The organism is Bradyrhizobium sp. USDA3010 (genome assembly GCF_056429065.1).
In genome coordinates this window covers 40,551-57,871 of the sequence record NZ_JBWJZD010000018.1, presented here as the reverse complement: position 1 = coordinate 57,871, position 17,321 = coordinate 40,551, and the positions used below count along the sequence as shown (strand labels likewise).

At 60.8% G+C, this 17,321-nt stretch carries 23 protein-coding genes; 18 read left to right on the top strand and 5 right to left on the bottom strand.

Annotated features, from left to right (window positions below):
- Positions 1–93: 93 nt before the first annotated feature.
- The 4 genes from AC066Y_RS25050 to AC066Y_RS25035 form a co-directional block, all read right to left on the bottom strand.
- Complete coding sequence (locus AC066Y_RS25050; RefSeq protein WP_478276203.1) at positions 94–1,383, bottom strand: hemolysin family protein; 1,290 nt, start codon at positions 1,381–1,383, stop codon at positions 94–96.
- Between the two features lie 216 nt (positions 1,384–1,599).
- Positions 1,600–1,857: a hypothetical protein gene (locus tag AC066Y_RS25045; RefSeq protein ID WP_478276202.1), complete on the bottom strand. Its 258-nt coding sequence runs from the start codon at positions 1,855–1,857 to the stop codon at positions 1,600–1,602.
- A gap of 104 nt (positions 1,858–1,961) precedes the next feature.
- A complete protein-coding gene (locus AC066Y_RS25040; RefSeq protein ID WP_478276201.1) occupies positions 1,962–2,177 on the bottom strand; it encodes a hypothetical protein in 216 nt (71 codons plus the stop codon).
- A gap of 130 nt (positions 2,178–2,307) precedes the next feature.
- Positions 2,308–2,457 (bottom strand): hypothetical protein, encoded by a 150-nt coding sequence (locus AC066Y_RS25035; RefSeq protein WP_478276200.1) that lies wholly within the window; start codon positions 2,455–2,457, stop codon positions 2,308–2,310.
- Positions 2,458–2,702: 245 nt separating this feature from the next.
- On the opposite strand from AC066Y_RS25035, the gene AC066Y_RS25030 reads away from it, so the two are divergent.
- The 5 genes from AC066Y_RS25030 to AC066Y_RS25010 all read left to right on the top strand — a co-directional run bounded on the left by AC066Y_RS25030 (position 2,703) and on the right by AC066Y_RS25010 (position 5,216).
- Positions 2,703–2,894: a hypothetical protein gene (locus AC066Y_RS25030; RefSeq protein WP_342711209.1), complete on the top strand. Its 192-nt coding sequence runs from the start codon at positions 2,703–2,705 to the stop codon at positions 2,892–2,894.
- A 140-nt stretch (positions 2,895–3,034) separates the two neighbouring features.
- A complete protein-coding gene (locus AC066Y_RS25025; protein ID WP_478276199.1) occupies positions 3,035–3,886 on the top strand; it encodes a 3-hydroxybutyryl-CoA dehydrogenase in 852 nt (283 codons plus the stop codon).
- A gap of 297 nt (positions 3,887–4,183) precedes the next feature.
- Positions 4,184–4,444, top strand: coding sequence for a DUF3551 domain-containing protein (locus AC066Y_RS25020; protein ID WP_478276198.1), 261 nt, complete (start codon positions 4,184–4,186; stop codon positions 4,442–4,444).
- Between the two features lie 87 nt (positions 4,445–4,531).
- Positions 4,532–4,696, top strand: coding sequence for a hypothetical protein (locus AC066Y_RS25015; RefSeq protein ID WP_478276197.1), 165 nt, complete (start codon positions 4,532–4,534; stop codon positions 4,694–4,696).
- A gap of 37 nt (positions 4,697–4,733) precedes the next feature.
- Positions 4,734–5,216, top strand: coding sequence for a hypothetical protein (locus AC066Y_RS25010; RefSeq protein ID WP_478276196.1), 483 nt, complete (start codon positions 4,734–4,736; stop codon positions 5,214–5,216).
- 39 nt (positions 5,217–5,255) lie between these two features.
- On the opposite strand, the gene AC066Y_RS25005 is transcribed toward AC066Y_RS25010, so the two are convergent.
- The gene (locus AC066Y_RS25005) at positions 5,256–5,546 is read right to left on the bottom strand and encodes a hypothetical protein (protein WP_478276195.1); all 291 of its coding nucleotides are present in this window, start codon (positions 5,544–5,546) and stop codon (positions 5,256–5,258) included.
- Between the two features lie 273 nt (positions 5,547–5,819).
- Between AC066Y_RS25005 and AC066Y_RS25000 the strand changes: the two genes are divergently transcribed.
- From AC066Y_RS25000 to AC066Y_RS24940, 13 genes are all read left to right on the top strand, one after another.
- Complete coding sequence (locus AC066Y_RS25000; protein WP_456756801.1) at positions 5,820–6,014, top strand: hypothetical protein; 195 nt, start codon at positions 5,820–5,822, stop codon at positions 6,012–6,014.
- A 352-nt stretch (positions 6,015–6,366) separates the two neighbouring features.
- A complete protein-coding gene (locus tag AC066Y_RS24995; RefSeq protein ID WP_478276194.1) occupies positions 6,367–8,604 on the top strand; it encodes an NF038122 family metalloprotease in 2,238 nt (745 codons plus the stop codon).
- 249 nt (positions 8,605–8,853) lie between these two features.
- Positions 8,854–9,099: a hypothetical protein gene (locus AC066Y_RS24990; RefSeq protein WP_478276193.1), complete on the top strand. Its 246-nt coding sequence runs from the start codon at positions 8,854–8,856 to the stop codon at positions 9,097–9,099.
- A gap of 225 nt (positions 9,100–9,324) precedes the next feature.
- Positions 9,325–9,570 (top strand): hypothetical protein, encoded by a 246-nt coding sequence (locus AC066Y_RS24985; RefSeq protein WP_478276192.1) that lies wholly within the window; start codon positions 9,325–9,327, stop codon positions 9,568–9,570.
- A 469-nt stretch (positions 9,571–10,039) separates the two neighbouring features.
- Positions 10,040–10,168 carry a hypothetical protein gene (locus AC066Y_RS24980; RefSeq protein ID WP_478276191.1) on the top strand — a complete coding sequence of 43 codons (129 nt, stop codon included), beginning with the start codon at positions 10,040–10,042 and terminating at the stop codon, positions 10,166–10,168.
- Positions 10,169–10,576: 408 nt separating this feature from the next.
- Positions 10,577–10,780, top strand: a complete 204-nt coding sequence (locus tag AC066Y_RS24975) for a cold-shock protein (RefSeq protein WP_092114124.1) — start codon at positions 10,577–10,579, stop codon at positions 10,778–10,780.
- A 600-nt stretch (positions 10,781–11,380) separates the two neighbouring features.
- Positions 11,381–11,638, top strand: a complete 258-nt coding sequence (locus tag AC066Y_RS24970; RefSeq protein WP_478276190.1) for a hypothetical protein — start codon at positions 11,381–11,383, stop codon at positions 11,636–11,638.
- Between the two features lie 632 nt (positions 11,639–12,270).
- Positions 12,271–13,578: a tyrosine-type recombinase/integrase gene (locus AC066Y_RS24965; protein ID WP_478276189.1), complete on the top strand. Its 1,308-nt coding sequence runs from the start codon at positions 12,271–12,273 to the stop codon at positions 13,576–13,578.
- Between the two features lie 423 nt (positions 13,579–14,001).
- Positions 14,002–14,274: a hypothetical protein gene (locus tag AC066Y_RS24960; protein ID WP_478276188.1), complete on the top strand. Its 273-nt coding sequence runs from the start codon at positions 14,002–14,004 to the stop codon at positions 14,272–14,274.
- A gap of 141 nt (positions 14,275–14,415) precedes the next feature.
- Entirely contained in the window at positions 14,416–15,426 is a 1,011-nt protein-coding gene (locus tag AC066Y_RS24955; protein ID WP_478276187.1) for a hypothetical protein, read from the top strand.
- Positions 15,427–15,720: 294 nt separating this feature from the next.
- The gene (locus AC066Y_RS24950; RefSeq protein ID WP_478276186.1) at positions 15,721–16,062 is read left to right on the top strand and encodes a hypothetical protein; all 342 of its coding nucleotides are present in this window, start codon (positions 15,721–15,723) and stop codon (positions 16,060–16,062) included.
- A 129-nt stretch (positions 16,063–16,191) separates the two neighbouring features.
- A complete protein-coding gene (locus tag AC066Y_RS24945; RefSeq protein ID WP_478276185.1) occupies positions 16,192–16,587 on the top strand; it encodes a hypothetical protein in 396 nt (131 codons plus the stop codon).
- Between the two features lie 307 nt (positions 16,588–16,894).
- Positions 16,895–17,320, top strand: coding sequence for a hypothetical protein (locus tag AC066Y_RS24940; protein ID WP_478276184.1), 426 nt, complete (start codon positions 16,895–16,897; stop codon positions 17,318–17,320).
- Position 17,321: the final 1 nt, after the last annotated feature.

Genomic DNA, 17,321 nt, shown 5'->3' with positions numbered 1-17,321 from the left:
GGATTTGCTTGGGCTGCCGGCATGCCGATAGCACACCGCGGTCGCCTGTTTCGTTGTCCTGCCCGTTATCAACAGGCCGGCCGGCTGGCAACCTCAGGCCGCCGGCTGCTTGCTCGCCAGCACCTTGTCGATGCGCCGGCCGTCGAGATCGACGATCTCGAAGTCCCAGCCCTGCGCAGTGGTTTTCGCGCCGACATCCGGGATCGCGCCGAATGCATGCAGCAGGAAGCCGGCCGCGGTCTGGTAGGGCCGCGGCGAGGGCAGCGCGATGCCGAGCAGTTCGCTGAACTCGAGCGCCGGCATCCAGCCCGAGATCAGATAGGAGCCGTCGTCGCGCCTGACATAGGCGGGCTCGGCCGGGCCTTCCTCGGTATGGAAGGCGCCGACGATGGCCTCGAGGATGTCGGCGCTGGTGACGACGCCCTGGAAGGTGCCGTATTCGTCGTGCACGAGGCCGATATGCACCGCGGAGTCGCGCAGGATCGCGACCACGTCGCGGGCATCGACGGTCTCCGGAATGATCGGCGCATCGCGCGTCAGCGTGCGGATGTCGGGCGTCTGGCCGGCAAGGTAGACGTCCAGCACGTCCTTGGCCTGCACGATGCCGAGCGCATGATCGCGGTTGCCGTCGAACACCACGCAGCGCGAATGATTGCTCTTTTGCAGCGTCGCCAGGATCTCGGCCGCGGGCGCGGCGAGGTCGATCAGGCTGACCTCGTGGCGCGGTGTCATGACGGCGCCGACCGGCAGATCGCCGAGCCGCATCACGCCGGCGATCATCTCCTTTTCGCCGGGCTCCAGCACGCCGGCGTTTTCGGCTTCCACCACCAGCGTCTTGATCTCGTCCTCGCTGACGCGGTCCTGCGCATCCTCGCGATGGCCCAATAGCCACAGCAACGACTTGCCGGAGCGGTCGAGCAGCCAAACCACCGGCAGCGACAATTTTGCCATCACCGTCATCGCCGGCGCGGCCCGCACCGCAATCGCTTCGGGATCGCGCAGCGCGATCTGCTTCGGCACAAGCTCGCCGACGATCAACGAGGCATAGGTGATCACGCCGACCACGATGCCGACACCGGCAGCGTCGGCGACGTTGGCCGGCACGCCAAGCTCGAACAGCCATTGCGACAGGCGCTGGCCCAGCGTCGCGCCTGAGAAGGCGCCCGACAGCACGCCGATCAGCGTGATGCCGATCTGCACGGTAGACAGGAACTTCCCGGGATCGGATGCCAGTGCAAGCGCGCGGCGCGAGCCGCTGACGCCGCGTTCGACCAGCGCGGCGAGGCGCGCCGGACGGGAGGAGACGATCGCGAGCTCCGACATCGACAACAGACCGTTGACGACGATCAAGACCGCCACGATCGCAAGTTCCAGATATAACACGGGAGTCCCTGAGGTTTGGCGGCATGGCCGCTCTGCGACGCCCAATATAGGCATACCGGGGCCGTTTTGCTGTGCCTTGTCGGGCGCCCCTGCACAAGCAGAGGGTGCGTATGGCGCGCATGCAGCAGGAGATCGCGGCATTTTGGCGCGCTGGCGCTTGTGACACCGGCGCGTTTTCTTCACGCGAGCCGCAATCCGCTGCGCTGGAAAACGCTCCTAGGCGAGTATCCGCAGCTCAGGTCGGACGAACGTCTTGCCCGATGCAGAAGGCTGACTCAGCATTTGCTTGGAAGCGGCTTGCAGCTGCACGCGCAGATCGGCGTTGCATTGCTTCATCTGGTTGCGCAGTTCGCGGCGGGAGAAGGCGGTGAGCGAGGGGTCCGCAAGCTGCTGCCAGGCGGTGCGGAGCCATTCCTGCAGCTCGCGAATGTTCTGATCCAAAGTCTTCTGATCCAGGACGCTGGGCTGGGTCATGCAGCCAAATCCCACGAAGTGATCAGTTGCAAAGTAACGCTGATTCGCGTCGCTTCACCTAGCGCTATGTTGCGCGGGCGCGTGGACGACAGGGGAGATCGGCGTCAGCGCGCGTTGCCCGGGCCGGTGCGCAGGAAATCCAGCGCGATCGGCAGCGCGAGGAACAGCGCGGCCACCATCGAGAAATGGCGTGTCTGCGCGGCGGTCAGCCCGAGATCGTCTTGGGCGAGATAGGCGAGCATGATCGCTGTGTAGGCGGCGACGCAGATCGCGACGGCGATGCTCCCGAAATCGGTCTTGCTGTCGGTCTCATCGGTCACGGCGGCACCACTTCATTGCGGGAGTGGTGTAGCGCGGCTCACCTGCACCGACTATGAGCTGGATCACGGGCGCGCGCCTATCGACCGGCTTCGCACGTGGCGCCGTTCAGGCTGGCTGCCCGCAAGAGGCCTAGCGAGGGAGCTTGCGTTCCGGCTGGTTTTCCTGCGGAAGCTTGACCGGGACGTGGGGCGATGTGCTCACCACACGCGGGCTTCCGTCGGAATGGGTCTGGCCGTTGAGCAATGTCTCGAGAACCAAAAAGAACTTTTCAGAAAGCATGGGCGTAGCCCTCGTCGTCTAATGTCCTTATGTCGCGGCACCCGGCGGAAAATTCGATCAAATAAAAGCGAGTCGCGCCGCGATGGCGATGCTGCGGCGCGGGGGCTGCCCGGTGCAATCCGGGAGATTACCGGCACTGAGCCTTCAGACTGCGCGCCGATGGTTGCCAAATTCCTAACGGCGGCTGGCGCAGCGGGCGATTGCGTCACACCGTTCCTTCAAGGATCGACGTTAACGAGTGCGGCATGGATCGGGACCAGGACATCGACGAGGGATTTGGGTCGGCGCTGCGCCGCAGCTACGGCCGGTTCGCCTGGTGGATCGTACGGCTCAACCGCGTGCTCGAGCCGTCGCGCGCGGCCGAGCCGCCGCGCACCCAATTGCCGCCGCGCGCCGCCGTTCCGCCACGGCGATCCATCCCACCGCGCCCGGAATAGACCTCACCAGAATACCGCCCTCTCCTGTATCGGCCGTTCGGCCGGACTGCTATGCATGCGCCATCCGCGGACCTTAGAGGGTCCGCCGTTTTTGACGATGCGGCCGCGCGGCGGCGCAAGCGACGAGAAGGGACAGACACATGATCGAGACGGTTGGCATCATCGGCGCCGGAACCATGGGCAACGGTATCGCGCAAATCTGCGCGGCGGCGGGGCTTGCCGTGACCATGGTGGATATCTCCGACGCGGCGGTGCAACGCGGCCTGAAGACGGTCGGGTCCAGCCTCGATCGCCTGGTCGCCAAGGAGAAGATGACGGCGGCCGATCGCGACGCGACGCTCGCGCGGATCAACGCGACCACCGACAAGGCCAAGCTTGCCGCCTGCGATCTCGTGATCGAAGCCGCCACCGAGAACGAGGAGCTGAAGGTCAAGATCCTCAGGGATCTCTGCGCCGGGCTGAAGCCGAGCGCGCTGGTCGCAACCAACACCTCGTCGATCTCGATCACCCGCCTTGCGGCCTCGACCGATCGTCCCGACCGCTTCATCGGGATGCACTTCTTCAATCCGGTCCCGGTGATGGCGCTGCTCGAACTGATCCGCGGCCTGCAGACCTCGGATGACACGGTCGCCAAGGCCGAAGCCTTTGCCAAGCGTGTCGGCAAGGTCGCGATCACCGCGAAGAACAGCCCGGGCTTTGCAGTGAACCGCATCCTGTGCCCGATGATCAACGAGGCGATCTTCGCGCTGCAGGAAGGCATTGCGACCGCGGAAGAGATCGACGCCGGCATGAAGCTCGGCTGCAACCATCCGATCGGCCCGCTCGCGCTTGCCGACCTGATCGGGCTCGACACCATGCTGTCGGTGATGGAGGTGTTCTACACCGGCTTCAACGATCCCAAATACCGGCCGGCGCCGCTGCTGAAGGAGATGGTCGATGCCGGCCATCTCGGCCGCAAGACCGGGCAGGGGTTCTACACCTACAGCAAGTGAAATCTGCGTGCGCCCGACCCCGTAGTCATCCGGGATGGATCGCGCGGACAAGCTCGCGTAACCACAATGCCTGATCCGCCACTGAGGCGGGGGACATCAGACACGAGGCCCGGGCTCCTAGGCACACCGGGCCTCGTGTTTTTTGTGTGATCCCGCGCCTATCCGGATCGCCCCGGCTTCCGATGCGCTCCCTCGCGCTCGGGTCACACCTTCTTGAGGCGGTGAGCGGAAACCTCGCAGATCTTCCCGGCGTACCTAAATCAACGGCTGGCTGCCGATCGAGAAGGAAGCAGGATCATGCGCGGGTCGAATTTGGCAATTCTGGCGTTCGCGGCGCTCGGGACGAGCTGGATTGTCGGCTCCGCACAGCCGGCGGCGGCCGATCCCTATGATTATCCCTGGTGCATCCAGGGCAGGGATGAGGGATATCCCGGCTATTGCGGCTACCAGACCTACGAGCAGTGCCAGGCGTCGGCGTCAGGCCGCGATGCCTATTGCGGCATCAATCCGCGGGTTGCGTTCAGCCAGCAGCGGATATCGCCGCGGGCCCCCCGCTAAGCGGTACGAGCATGTCGGCCGGGCAGCCATCAGGCATGATGGTTGCATTGCCGATGGTCGGAGAATTCACCCTGCGTTGGAGAGCACATGGGCGAGATCATCAGGTTCATCTCGAAGTCTGAACTGGAGCGCGCGCGTCTGATTCGCGAGGCCCGGGCCAACTACGAGCGCATCTTTCCGTCGGCCGATTCGGCTGATGTGCAAGGCGCCGCGGTCGAGGGCGACAGCAGCGAGGCGTCGTCGAAGCCGTAGCCACCGGTATTGCGCTCGAGAGGATGCGGACGCTGCGATGTGGAAACGGAACTGGCGGCAGCGGTGGCGGACGTTTTGGCAGACTTGGACGATCGACAAGCCGGCCGCGCTTGGCGACTGGCTCTGGCAGGTCCTGGTCGTTGAGCTCGCGGCCCTGCTGGATCGGCTGACGTTGCGGAAGCTGATCGCGCTGATCCCGGTCGTCATCGTGATCGGTGCCTATCTGCACCGGATTCCGCTTCCTCCCGAATTGATGCTGGTCGGCGATGTGCTGGCCTATATCGACGTCTTCTCCATGATCTTCCTGATCGGCCTGTTCACGCGCGTGGCGACCGTGATGGCCGTGGTCAGACAGGCCATCGAGCTCGCTCAAGGCCTCGCGCGGCGTGTGCCGATGGCGCTACGCCGGTTTGACACACGTCATCGCCGCGCCAAGGACAGCGTGCGCCGCAGACGCCTCACCGGTGCGAGGACCGACGATGATGAGCCCGCTGTCGTCGCGGGCCTGGCATGGGCTTAGATCGAGGCGATGCGGTGATGAGGAACGCAATTGCGCCACCTATCGCGGCTGTCGGGCCTGTTCGTCGCTGTCGTCGGCCGCGGGCCGGGCAGGACTACTCGCGGAAGAGCCACCCCGCGCGCCGTTCTGGCTACGCCGGTGCGAGCTGGAGAGATCGGTTGAGCCCTGCCGGGAGCGATGAAACACGATCCCCATCTGGAAACTCCAGACACCGAACAACACCGCGCCGGCCACACAGGCGGCCACGAAGGCCCAATCGCGTTTCTTCATCTGATACAACAATGCCAACTCAAGGACACGCCGGCCACGGGCCTGCGCCAACCACTCCATCAAATGCCTCGCCACCGCAATCCGCGCGAAGATGCCCCAATACTGCGGTCACATTGCTGCGTCCCAAGCAAGACTCACGCATACTGAAGCGATCGGGCGTGCTTGTCGATCCGCGCAGCGCGCACCGCACTGCTCACGGAGCAGTGATTATCAAATCACGTCTCCAGCAACACTCCGACCAGATCATCCCGCGTCCGCAACAATCTTGCCAAACTTTCACTAGGCCGTTGGCGCACTGAGTTCGAAGATGCAGATGAAATCGGACGAATCGCAATGACCGAACTTGAGGAGCTTCGCTACTTCGAGCATCAGTGCCTGGAGATGGCCAAGCAGTCCACGCTGCCGGATGCTCGACGCGCGCTTCAGATCCTTGCTCGCAACTACGCCACGGCGGCCGAAATCCTCGAACGGCGCGCACAATCCGCCAACACGGCGCTCGCCCAATTGTTTCGATGCCTGGGGCTATGACTGATTGAGGTGTGACACGGGCACGGCGCGACTGCGCAAGCGCCAATCTCGGTCCGGAAGATCGGCGAGTTCAAGCCGGCTGTTGGTCTTGGCGGCCGGCGCGGAAAACTAGCACTGCCCCGCGGCCCGCGTCGCGATCGTTTCGATGGCCGGACCACCTTGGCGCCGGAACCTTTGCGCGGCCGCCAACTTTAGCTTCCACGGAATGTATCCGGCCAGGTGCCGTGAACAGCACGAGAATACCAGCTTTAGGATCTGGTTAACGATGACCGCGCATCCTTCTGCTGGAGCCTTGCCGAGGAAGCGGAAGGTCAGGATCCCTCGATAGGCCGATCCAAAGCTGGAGCGAGCGATGATATCCAGGGCTGGGTTACAACAGGATCAGGACGGTGGTGAGGTGCCTGCGCCATACAGCCCGCCGCCGACGCCTGTCGTCCTCCCTGATGAATCGGTTCAAGCGCAGACTGCGGTGAGCGGCTCCGGTTCAGGCGGCGTAGGCTCTGTCGTCGCGGAGACCTCCGGCGGGCTCACGATCAACCTGATCTTCGACGCTGCCGCAATGGCAGCGCCTGCCAGCTTCCGACAAGGAATCGAGCAGGCGGCAGCGCTTTTGAGTGCAGCGATCACCGACAAGATCACGCTCAATTTCAATGTCGATTACAGCGGCACCGGTGGCGGCGCCGCGGGAGGGCCCGATAGTGGACAGTGGCTCGGCTATTCGACGGTCAGGGCTGACCTGGTGAACTATGCGTCTGCGGGTGACACGACTTTCAATGCGTTGCCGGCAGGAACTTCGATCCAGGGCCAGTCCTCGGTCGCGGTGTGGAACGCCCAGCTCAAGCTCTGGGGGGTGATCGGTGCGAACGACACGACGACCGATGACGGTAGCCTTACCTTTGCCACCGACATCGATCCCAGCCTTCTGGTTGGCGTCGCCCTTCACGAACTCACTCACGCCATGGGCCGCGTTCCCTACGGATCACAACCGGACATTTTCGATTTCTACCGCTTCACCAGTTCCGGTGTCCGGTTGTTCTCGAACAATATTCCCGCATCAGCGGCCTATTTCTCCCTGAATGGAGGCGGCACGAAGCTCGCGGACTACGGCCAGAATTCGGATCCGGGCGACTTCCTCAACAGCGGCGTGCAAGGGGCAAACGATCCCTTCAACGAATATTACACCGGCAGCACGCTGCAGCATCTTACTTCGGTCGATCTGCAGCAGCTCGATTCCCTCGGGTTTCACATCGGGGCATCGTCCGCACCGGCGAGCACCCAGACCAATAATGTTGCTGCGCAGCTGACGGATGGTCAGATCGATCTATTGCAATTCAGCTCCGGCAATCTGACTGGCTCGTCGCTGACCCCTCAAGGCTTTTGGAAAGTTGTTGGCGATGTCGATTTTAACTCGACGGGCAGCACTCAATTCGTCACGCAATCCAATGGCCAGATCGACCTGCTTTGGTTTTCCGGAGGCAAACTCTCGGCATCGCTTCTGCTGGCCGGCAGCTATTTGGACATTAAGGGCGCGGGCCATTTCAGCGGAGAGACGAACCCCGGGTTCGTGACGCAGTGGAATGGCCAGATCGACTTTCTATGGTTCGATTCCAGCGGCCACCTGACTGAAAGCGCTCTCACCAATCAAGCATTTTGGAACGTCGTTGGAGTTGCAGATGTCAATGGTGACGGCCATGCCGACGTCATAACTCAATCTGCGACTGGCCAAATAGACATTCTGTACTTCGATCAAGGGAAGCTGATTGGAAGCAATTTGTTGGCGGGAAGCTACGATCCTGTTCACGACGCCAAGAACATGACGGCCGGAATCGCGGAACTGATAACCCAGGGCAGTGCCGGTCAAGTCACCGAACTCGCGTTCGATGGCAGCAAGGTCACCCAAGTTGCGTCGGTTGGATATTCCGGAATTTCGTTGGTTCAAGCGGGTGCGGCATCCGACCAGTTCTTTGCGTCTACAGCGCAGGTTCACCTGGTTCCTTCAGACCCCGCTCCGAATGCCGCTGCACCAACAACCTTCGACGGCACGTCATTGAACCTTCAACAGCCATCCACGTTCAGCGGCCAGATGATCGCGTTCAGCGGCGATGGCGGGCAGGGGTCCGATCAGATCGACTTGCACGGCGTCACCTTCAACACCGTCCATTCCAGCTTCGACGCTGCCTCCGGGGAGCTCTCAGTGAGCGATGGCTCGCACACGGCCACGCTCCACTTCCTCGGGGTGTACGCGCAGGACAATTTCCAGTTCGCCAATGATGGGAATGGAGGAACATTGGTTATCGCGGCGGCATCGCCGGGCCAGAACGACAACCAGCTTTCCAATGCGGCAGCGCGGGACACATTCGTGTTCGCGGAAAACTTCGGCCATGTGACCCTCACGCACTTTTCGCCCGCGACCGATACGCTTCAATTCAGCAAGAGCGTTTTTGCGGATCTGAGCGCCCTGGTCGCAACGATCCATGACGACGCGTCCGGCAACGCCGTCATCACCGATGCCGCCCGAGACACGATCACGCTCCAGCATGTCTCAACGGCGCAGTTGCTCGAGCACCAGAGCGGCTTCCATATCGTTTAGACGTGGCTCGTCCGGGCGATCGGTGAAGCGCGAGTACCGCGTCGACCACTGCCGAAGCTGTCGCGCTTGCGGCGAGGAGTGGGCGGGCAGCGCGTTCTCACGTACATCTCGGTCCGCTGCCCGGACGAGGCCCTGCTGATCGCGTCGATCTCGCCACGATGCTGAACAGGCGTTCATGAAAGTTCCGAACTTGTTCCTGCAACATGCGCGGACGCCAGTCGTTGTCACGGTACTGGAAAGGAGGATGCCATGACGAAGCTTACTTTCGCTCTTGCCGCAGCGGCGGCACTCTCGATAGCGGCACCGACCATTGCCAGCGCGCAGGGTGTGGGCGTCTATTTCGGCAGCAGCCCCGGCTATTACGGCGATCGATATGACGGTCCGCGCGTATACCGTGAGCACGATCGCGGCTGGCACCACGGCTGGTACCATCACCGCGAATACTACCGCGACCGTGGCGTCGTGATCCGGGGTCATGACTGGGACGACGACTAACGGGGTGCGGGACGCACCACGCGTAACAAAAGGGGGCCCCGCTTCGGCGGGGCCCTTCTTTGTCGGCGAGCTCCACGAAGAGATGCCGCAGCACGAACAACGTTTCATTAACCCGACTCGCCCACGCTCTTGTTGGGCCGTCTGGATGGGCCGCTATGCAGAAGGCCGCCACGACTAGCTCCGTGGCGGCCTTTTGCGTTCTGACAGTGCTGAGGGAGACGACCGATGGACTACGGCGCCTTCACCGACGCCAGCCTGAAGATGATGTACGAGGCCATCCGCGGCGCGCTCAAAGCCGACGATGAATTCGAGGCCAACGGCGAAGAGCCAAAATTTCGGGTCCGCTCGACGCCCGAATGGAAACGCCACGCCGGCAGTCTCGAGGCCGAGATGCTGAAGCGCGGGCTCCCGCTCGACATCATCGACTGGACGAACGGGCAGGGCGAGCTGCCGCTGACGGTGGGGCCATAGCGCGCCGCAGCAACAGTGCGGATCACGATCACCGAGCTGGTTTCGTTGCAATCTGCAACGAAATTTCAAGGTGGCCCTTGAGCGCGGCGCCGTGGCTTTTTTCACCGCGATTCACACACGTTATTTCCGGAACCTCAATCGCTCGGAATCATCCGAGACTTGGGCAAGCAATTTCATTTCGTATTTTTACAGGCCCAGCACGGCCGCTGAATTTCGCTGCAATCGGCGGTCGGCAGTAGCATAGGAAGATGACAGCCTCAGCGTTGTTCCCCAACGCTGAGGCTGTTTCCGTTGTGCGCGGAGTCGATCGACTGAGAACAGGAACGAAGCGCGTTCGGTAATGGTTGTCGTGGTCCAGTGCCGACCTGCTGCCTCAACGGCGCTGGGATAATCCAAGTGCAAGCTTGGCCTCAGCTTGTCCCCGCGCTGGGGCCGTTTCTTTCGGACCAAGACGGATGGAGAACCGTCCATGCAGGATGATCACGAGATCTTTCGCGATGCAGAGCTTTGGTTGGCTGCCGGGGTGAGCTGCGCGCCCGCGTTACTGATCGCGGCCGTGATGATTGCATCACTAATTCAGCCGCAGTTCCCGGGCTGACAAGCTATGAACCGACCCGCGAAGCCGCGAGTAACAGGCAAGGCCGCTTCCAAGTTGTCCGCCCGACCGCCAGGATTTGAAAAGTACGCCGCCGGGCCCGAAATGGTTTGTCCGGGCGGCGGTAAGTTCTCGAAATTGAGGAGCCGGTGGGCAGGGCAGCGCGCCGGTTCCTCCGAAACCTGACCGTAAGACGGTCCCCAAACCGGCCCCGTCCTTCCGGGAAGCCTGCGGCCGGCTTGCTTGCTGATCTGCTAACGGCCTCACCTAGCCAGCCCAACCGAATGAAGAATCGACATCGTTTTTCGGCGAGCAACACAGGCCGCCGATTCATACTTGGCCGGTTTTCCTTGCAGCCGGCTGCGTTACCGACTTAGGCTGCCGTCGCTTATCTCAAGGAGGAGAGCCGGCGTGGCGACAGGTACAGTGAAGTGGTTCAATTCGACGAAGGGTTATGGTTTCATTCAACCCGACAACGGGGGCAAGGATGTCTTCGTACATATTTCAGCCGTTGAGAAAGCAGGGCTGAGCAGTCTCAACGAGGGCGCCAAGGTTAGCTACGAAGAGAGAGAAAACCGGGGCAAAACGTCGGCGGAGAATCTGAGAGTAGGCTAACGAACTGGGGCCGCCGGTTCATTTGGGCGGACTTTTCTCTGGGTTTTGAGGCGAGCGGCGACGGGTTGATCCGGCTTTCGAGATTGATGCCTTTCGGGCCGGCGGGTTTCTGCTGGCCGCGCAAATCTAGCGGCCCACCGCCGCTCGAACTTTCTTTGTATTTCCCGAGGAACGTCGCACATAACCCACCTCCAGGTTCAGCCCCTTGATGGGGGCTCAACGCGCAAGGCGCACTCAGGGATCCTAAACGGGTTTCTACGGTCACTCGCCCCCGACAACGGGAGCATTAAATAGCGGCCTCGACGGTCCCCGCGTCGGGGCGGTTCGCCGTTGCCGGAAAGCGGGACGGGAACAATTGGCAACCGAAAGCGTCATCATTTGCTTCCAGAGGTCACCAATGCCCAACCCCGACTGCTGGGAGTCAAATAGCGGCCTCGATGCTCCCGCGTCGGGGTCGTTTTTCATTGTGCAGCCGCCGGGTATCACCCACGCGGTCTCAGGCTTTGCCTCAGCATCAAGTGCGCGTGAGATGTAAGGCCGTTCACATTTGAAAATCGCGAGTCGGTCTAACGACCGGCAAACCCCTGTCGGAGAATCGCGATGCCATCATTCAGCAACGAAAGCTGGCCCGGAGTAGCGACCGCTTCGGTGCTCGGCGTTCTCGTCGTAGCAGCGCTTGCCTTTGCAGTCGTTGGTTATGTGGAGTGGTCATCGGACGCCAATCTGGCCCAATTCATGAGCCGGTCGACGACTGCGGTGGCCGTGGCCAGCTCAACTTCGATTCTGCCTCTCAAGGGACGAACAGGTTGCGGGCAGGCCAATAAGTCGCTGCCGTCGCTCGCGCTACCCCTCGAATGACACCGCTCGAACCCTAATTGGCAGGCGACTATATCGCCTTTGACGACGACAAAAACTCCGCTCGCGCGCATGCTGCCTAACGGGCGGAGTTGATTCGGCCATGATGCTGGAAGCCGTCGTATCGCTGATGGGACTGGGCGCTTGCGCCCTGCTGCTCATTGCCTTCTGGGGGCTTAGGTCGCGCTAATCCCAAAAAAAGACGCCGCCGGTCTCACAAATACACGCCCGGCGGCGTTTTCTTCCTGAACTGGGACACTGAAATCCCCAGCAGCAAGCAAATTGCACGGCCTGTGCCACGGGCCGATGACCAAGGCCGGCCGGTTCGCGCCCGGCGGGTCGTTCTTGCCATAAGACGTGTTAGCGTCCCCGAGCAGAGAAGTGTTGCGTCCCCGGTCGTCTCAAATGTCGGAGATGCTTGGGTTTATTGGTGAGCGCGGTGGGACTCGAACCCACGACCCCATGATTAAAAGTCGACTCGGGCATCCCTGAGGGGCGATGATTAGCAATGATTGGTGGAACTATAACCTTCAACTTATCAAGGAGTTAGCCTAAAATTCGAGGGATCACGGATGATCGTCCGGGATCGTCAAGGAACCCTCGAAACCTAGTCTCAAACCTAGCCTCGTGACCCCATGATTGCCCCGGACAATCCGTCCCCTCGGAAGAGGGATCGCTCCAAGGACGTGGATCGCAGCCGCCTGTTCACGGAGCTGTCCGTCAGCAAGCTCAAGCTCCGGGCGGGGGAGGCCGCCCAGGTCACCTATAGGGATAAGAAGGAGCGTGGGCTGTTGCTCCGCCTCAATATCTCGGGCCGGAAAACGTGGGCCGTTGGCTTCTACGATCAGACGCTCCGCAAGCAAAGGACGGAGAAGCTGGGAGATTTTAGGCCCGGCGCGCCGGATCACATGTCAGTCAAGGCTGCGCGGGATGAGGCGGCCAACTTCAGGGCCAACAAAAAGAGCATCCTAGCCGACAGGGCGAAGCAAGCTCTCGCGAGCCGGGATAGTTTCGAGATCGTCGCCGAGCGTTATCTGAAGCGCTTTGTTGATGGGAAGCGCCGATCTGCTCCCCAGATCAGGAAAATGGTCGAGAAGCTGTATCCAGCGTGGGGGAAAAAGGTATTCGAGGAAATCAGGCGATCCGACGTGTCGGACCTCCTCGATGAGATCGAAGAAACGCGCGGACCGCGAACGGCCGACGTTACGCTCGCTATCCTGCGCCGCATGATGTCGAAGCACGCTGTTTCCCATGACGATTATTCCAGCCCGATCCGAGAGGGCATGGCCCGGATCGAGAACCCATCCGAGCGCGCTCGGGACCGCATCCTGTCCGATGACGAAATCCGGACGATGTGGAAGGCATGCGAAGGGCAGGGGACATTTGGCGGCCTCGTCAAGTTGCTGCTTCTGACGGCTCAGCGCCGAACGAAGGTCGCCACCATGAAGTGGGACGATTTCAACGGCGATGTGTGGATCATTGCGACCGAGGATCGGGAGAAGGGCAACGCTCAGCGATTGAAGCTCCCCAAGGTCGCCGTTGCGATCATCGAGGCCCAAGCTGAATTGCGAACGAATGAGTTCGTATTTCCAGCTGGCCGTATCGGGAGGCGAGATGGGCCCGGCCAGCACTTCGGATCGTTCTCAGCATTCGGCCAGGGTAAAGACGATCTCGACAAGGCGATGGCCGAGATCATGCCGAACATTCCGCAATGGCAACTGCACGATCTCCGGAGAACCGCCCGCTCGTTGATGTCGCGCGCGAAGGTCCGTCCCGATATCGCGGAGCGAGTGCTAGGCCACAAGATCGGGGGCGTCGCGGGCGTCTATGATCGGCATGTGTATGACGTGGAGCGAGCACAGGCCCTTGTCGCGCTCTCGACGTTGATCGGACGCATCTTGGAGCCCCGCCGCTCCGGGAACGTCGTACCCCTCTCGCGATGACGTCTAGCGCAGCAGGAGCAGCATCCGTGAGGAAATCTGCGCGCATGCGTTCCAGACACGGGGGACGACGAGAACCGCAGCATGCTGCTCCCCAGCGTGTTTTCGCTACCTAGGTGTCATAACCGGAAAACAATTTCGGAAGCCTTTGTAAGATCACCCTAATTCGCGGTGCGTCAACGTTGATTGCGCATGATCGATCTGCAATGATGTTCCTGCGGCGTCCATCGAGACCGTGTGCTCGCTGGTTAGGGTACCGCGACGTAACCGGGGCAGGATGCAAACCCGGGGAATGAAGTCAGAGGCCCGTCGTGTGGCGCTCTGCCGTCCGATCAGGCAAGGCCCGAAGTCCTGATGCATCGCAATCACTGCACAACCATCGTTCATTAGAACGGGGAGTGCGGTAGCGATGTTGGATTGTAACCAATGACGAAATCGAACAAGCCCCGCAAGATAACTCCGCGCGGACCAAATCAGCCCAAACCGATCACCGAAGTTCGTCAGCTTGTCTCACGCAAGGAGGCTTCTGTTATCCTTGGCTGTCATCCCGACACAGTCAAAAAGATGGAAAAGGGCCGAGGCGGGCAACTCGACGTGATCCGATTGCATCCGAAGGGGCGCACGGTCTTTTACAAGCTCGCGGACCTGAGAAGCTACGCTGGGGTCTCGCCGGCAACCGTCGAAACCTCGACGTCGTAGCCCGCGCCGCAACGGAGCATTTCATTCATGAAGATCATAACGAGACCTCGCGAGGATGCGCGACCAGCCTACGCGTGCTTTCCGTGGAGCGTTTGTGCGGACCCTCGTTCGCACCAGTTGTCGCCATTCGTGATCGCGACAATGGGCACCTTGGTGTCGCTAGCTCGCCTTCAACACGGCGACGCCAATCATCATCGTGCCTTCGCTGCCGGAGCCAAAGGCATCGAAGCCGAGTTGGCAAACGCGAAGTTGTTTAAAGATGCATGGGCGCAGGAAAATGCACTCCGCAGAAGCGGCACGCCGAAAGATCAGGCGCGAGTTCCGAAACGGCAGCACGTGGCCCCAGTCTTCTCTCTGAGAGAGGGGCATTCGACGGCTCCGCGATACAAGCCGATCAAGTTAGGAAAAGCGCTTCGCGCGGCCGGTGAGGATACCTATTGGCAGGCGAGTAAGCGACTGCGACACGTCCAACCAGTTCGGGTCGCTGTGGACATCACCAGAGCGGCATTGTTGCAGGCCGCTAGATTGTCACTCGGTGCACGAAACTTCGCGCGGCTTGATGAGGCATTGCAGACCCTGAGCGAGAAAATCGAGATTGACGGCGAAGAGATGCCGCCGTTCTGCGCCGTTGAGGAATTCGAGGGCAGACTGCTGCTGTCGATCTCGGGCGAGTGGCTCAGGATGCAGTACATCAAGGTACCGCTCCCACTTCCAATCAAATCGTCGCTCGCGACCAAGCTGCTCCTGTGGCTTCAGCACATCGATCTCAGGCGAGGCAAGGGCGATAGCAACTTCGTAAGCCTTGCAGCGAGGTTCGGCTACCGGCGTTGGGCAGATCGCGCCTTCAATCGGGCTTTCAAAATGCTCAATGACGACTACTTGCCCAAGCTGGACCGCCGCATGTTGCAGAGGGAGCACAAAATCCACATGCCGGACTTCTACGACGTCGAGTCCGACGGCGCGCGCGTTCGATTTGTAGGGCGTGAGCGAGATACCTACGAGCACGACCGCGCAATGCAGAAGCGCGTCAAGCCGAAGAGACGCATAGAGCGAGAGCGCCTGGACGACAGTCTGGCTGCTGACGACGCCGCGAAAGAGAACAAGCTGTGGCGCAATTGGGAGTCTCGGCTCGCTTTTGGAGAGTTTGAATGACGACCTCACTCACCCAGTCGGCGTGCAACATCGAAAATTCGTACATCTGTCACGGCGCGGGCAGCGAAGCTCGTACATCTGTCACATCGGCGCCCAACAGGTCGTACATCTGTCCATCAGAATTCGTACATCTGTCACACGCAAAATCGAAGAAACGCCTGTGCTACAATGATAACTGCCAAAATCGAGGCGCTCTATTAGAAGAGGTACTAGAAAGAACCAGTGTTAGAGAGAGGATCAATAGAATAGCGCTCCGCGCGATCCCACTTCGTTGCGATGGAAGGAGAGTGTGAAATGAAAAGGGAGAGACTGAACCTCCGGACGAAACGGGGCAGACACCCTCGAAAGATGAAGACAATGGTTTTCGTCTATAACCCAGAGTCTCGGGCGAAGAGGGAGGAGCGCCTCGCCCGCGACAGGAAGCGCTCCCTCAAGCGTCGCTGTGAGAAAGCCGCCCCCGCCACGCTCGTACCAGCAGACCCGATTTTCATCCGGCTGGTGAAAACGATCTCGCAGCGTCGGAACGACGACAAGAAACATTGGGAGACGCTGAGCAGCTATCTCGCCACGGGAACGACGCGACGCACCATCGTCCGGGAACGACTCCCCGCGCGCGTTACACACCCGGAGAAATAGGGAGGCAGCATGGAGGCGATTTGCGCGGGATCGGGGCACAGGACCGCGGATCAACGCAATGACGTCCAGAACCGCTCCGCTGCTCAGGAAACCAGCCCCCGAATGCATCATGGAACGAGGAACGTATAGATGGGAGCACAGGACGACGAGGGAGTGTATCGGTTTGCAGGCCCGGGAGCCAAACGACGTCGTATGCGGCTTGACGAAATACCCCGCGCGCTCACATCGAGGAAAACCAAGACCGCCCCAAAATCCCTATCCCAAAGAACCCCGAAAAGGGAAACGCGGGAGATCACGGAGCATGGCCTGAAATCAAAAATCCGTCGCCTCACAATTCAAACGACGTCCTTCCAAGAAGTCTGCGACGAATTGAGACGCGCAAACATCTCGGTTTCCGGCATTGTCGTCAGCGACCTCCGTTCCGACATGCGGGAGATCGTAAAGCTTTTGATTGAGGAAGGATTGCTCGACGAACAGCGGCTTGAACGATATCGACGCCAGCATCAGCGTGATCACGAACGATGAGGGCGGGCGGGATCGGGATCGAGATGCATCCCATTTACATCCCCATTTTTGGTGCGAGCCACACATTCCAGCATGCTGATAATTTCTCGTCGCCTCTTCCCGATGCCGCCTGATTTGATCGATTGCGGCGAGTTCTCATGACTCTCTATCACGTGGCGAAGCATAGAAAGCCCTGTCATTAGTGGCTTTCTGCCAAGGGGCTAGTCCTGAGGCTAGGTCCGAGGTTACGTTTCGCGCCCAAATCAGGCTCATTTTGCAGATGTCGCATTTGCGCATGGATTGATCGAGGAACGCGGGAAGACCGAAGATGCATGGCACCCTGAAGAAGACAACGCGAACGCGCTCTGCCGTCACGTCAGGAGCGCGCTTGTTCGCTGAGCGGCTTGATCTACGCACCGCTCACGGCATGCGCTTCAAAGACTTGGTCACGATCTACATCCATGACGCAGGAGGCGAGGGCAACATCACGGAGTCCCAGCGTGCGCTCATTCGAGACATAGCGCTGCTCCAATGCCAGCTTGAAGATTTGCAGGCCGAATATGCGCAGTCTGGCAAGTTCACGACGAAAGACCGTGTTGAATATCAGCGCATCGCAAACTCGATGCGACGCCACATGCGAGACGCTGGCTTGACCGCTGTCAAGCGCGATGACGATGGCGATATCGAAGACCCGTTGGAATATGCCAAGCGTGGTGGCTCTCGTCATTCACACCGTGAACGCATGGGGGACTGAG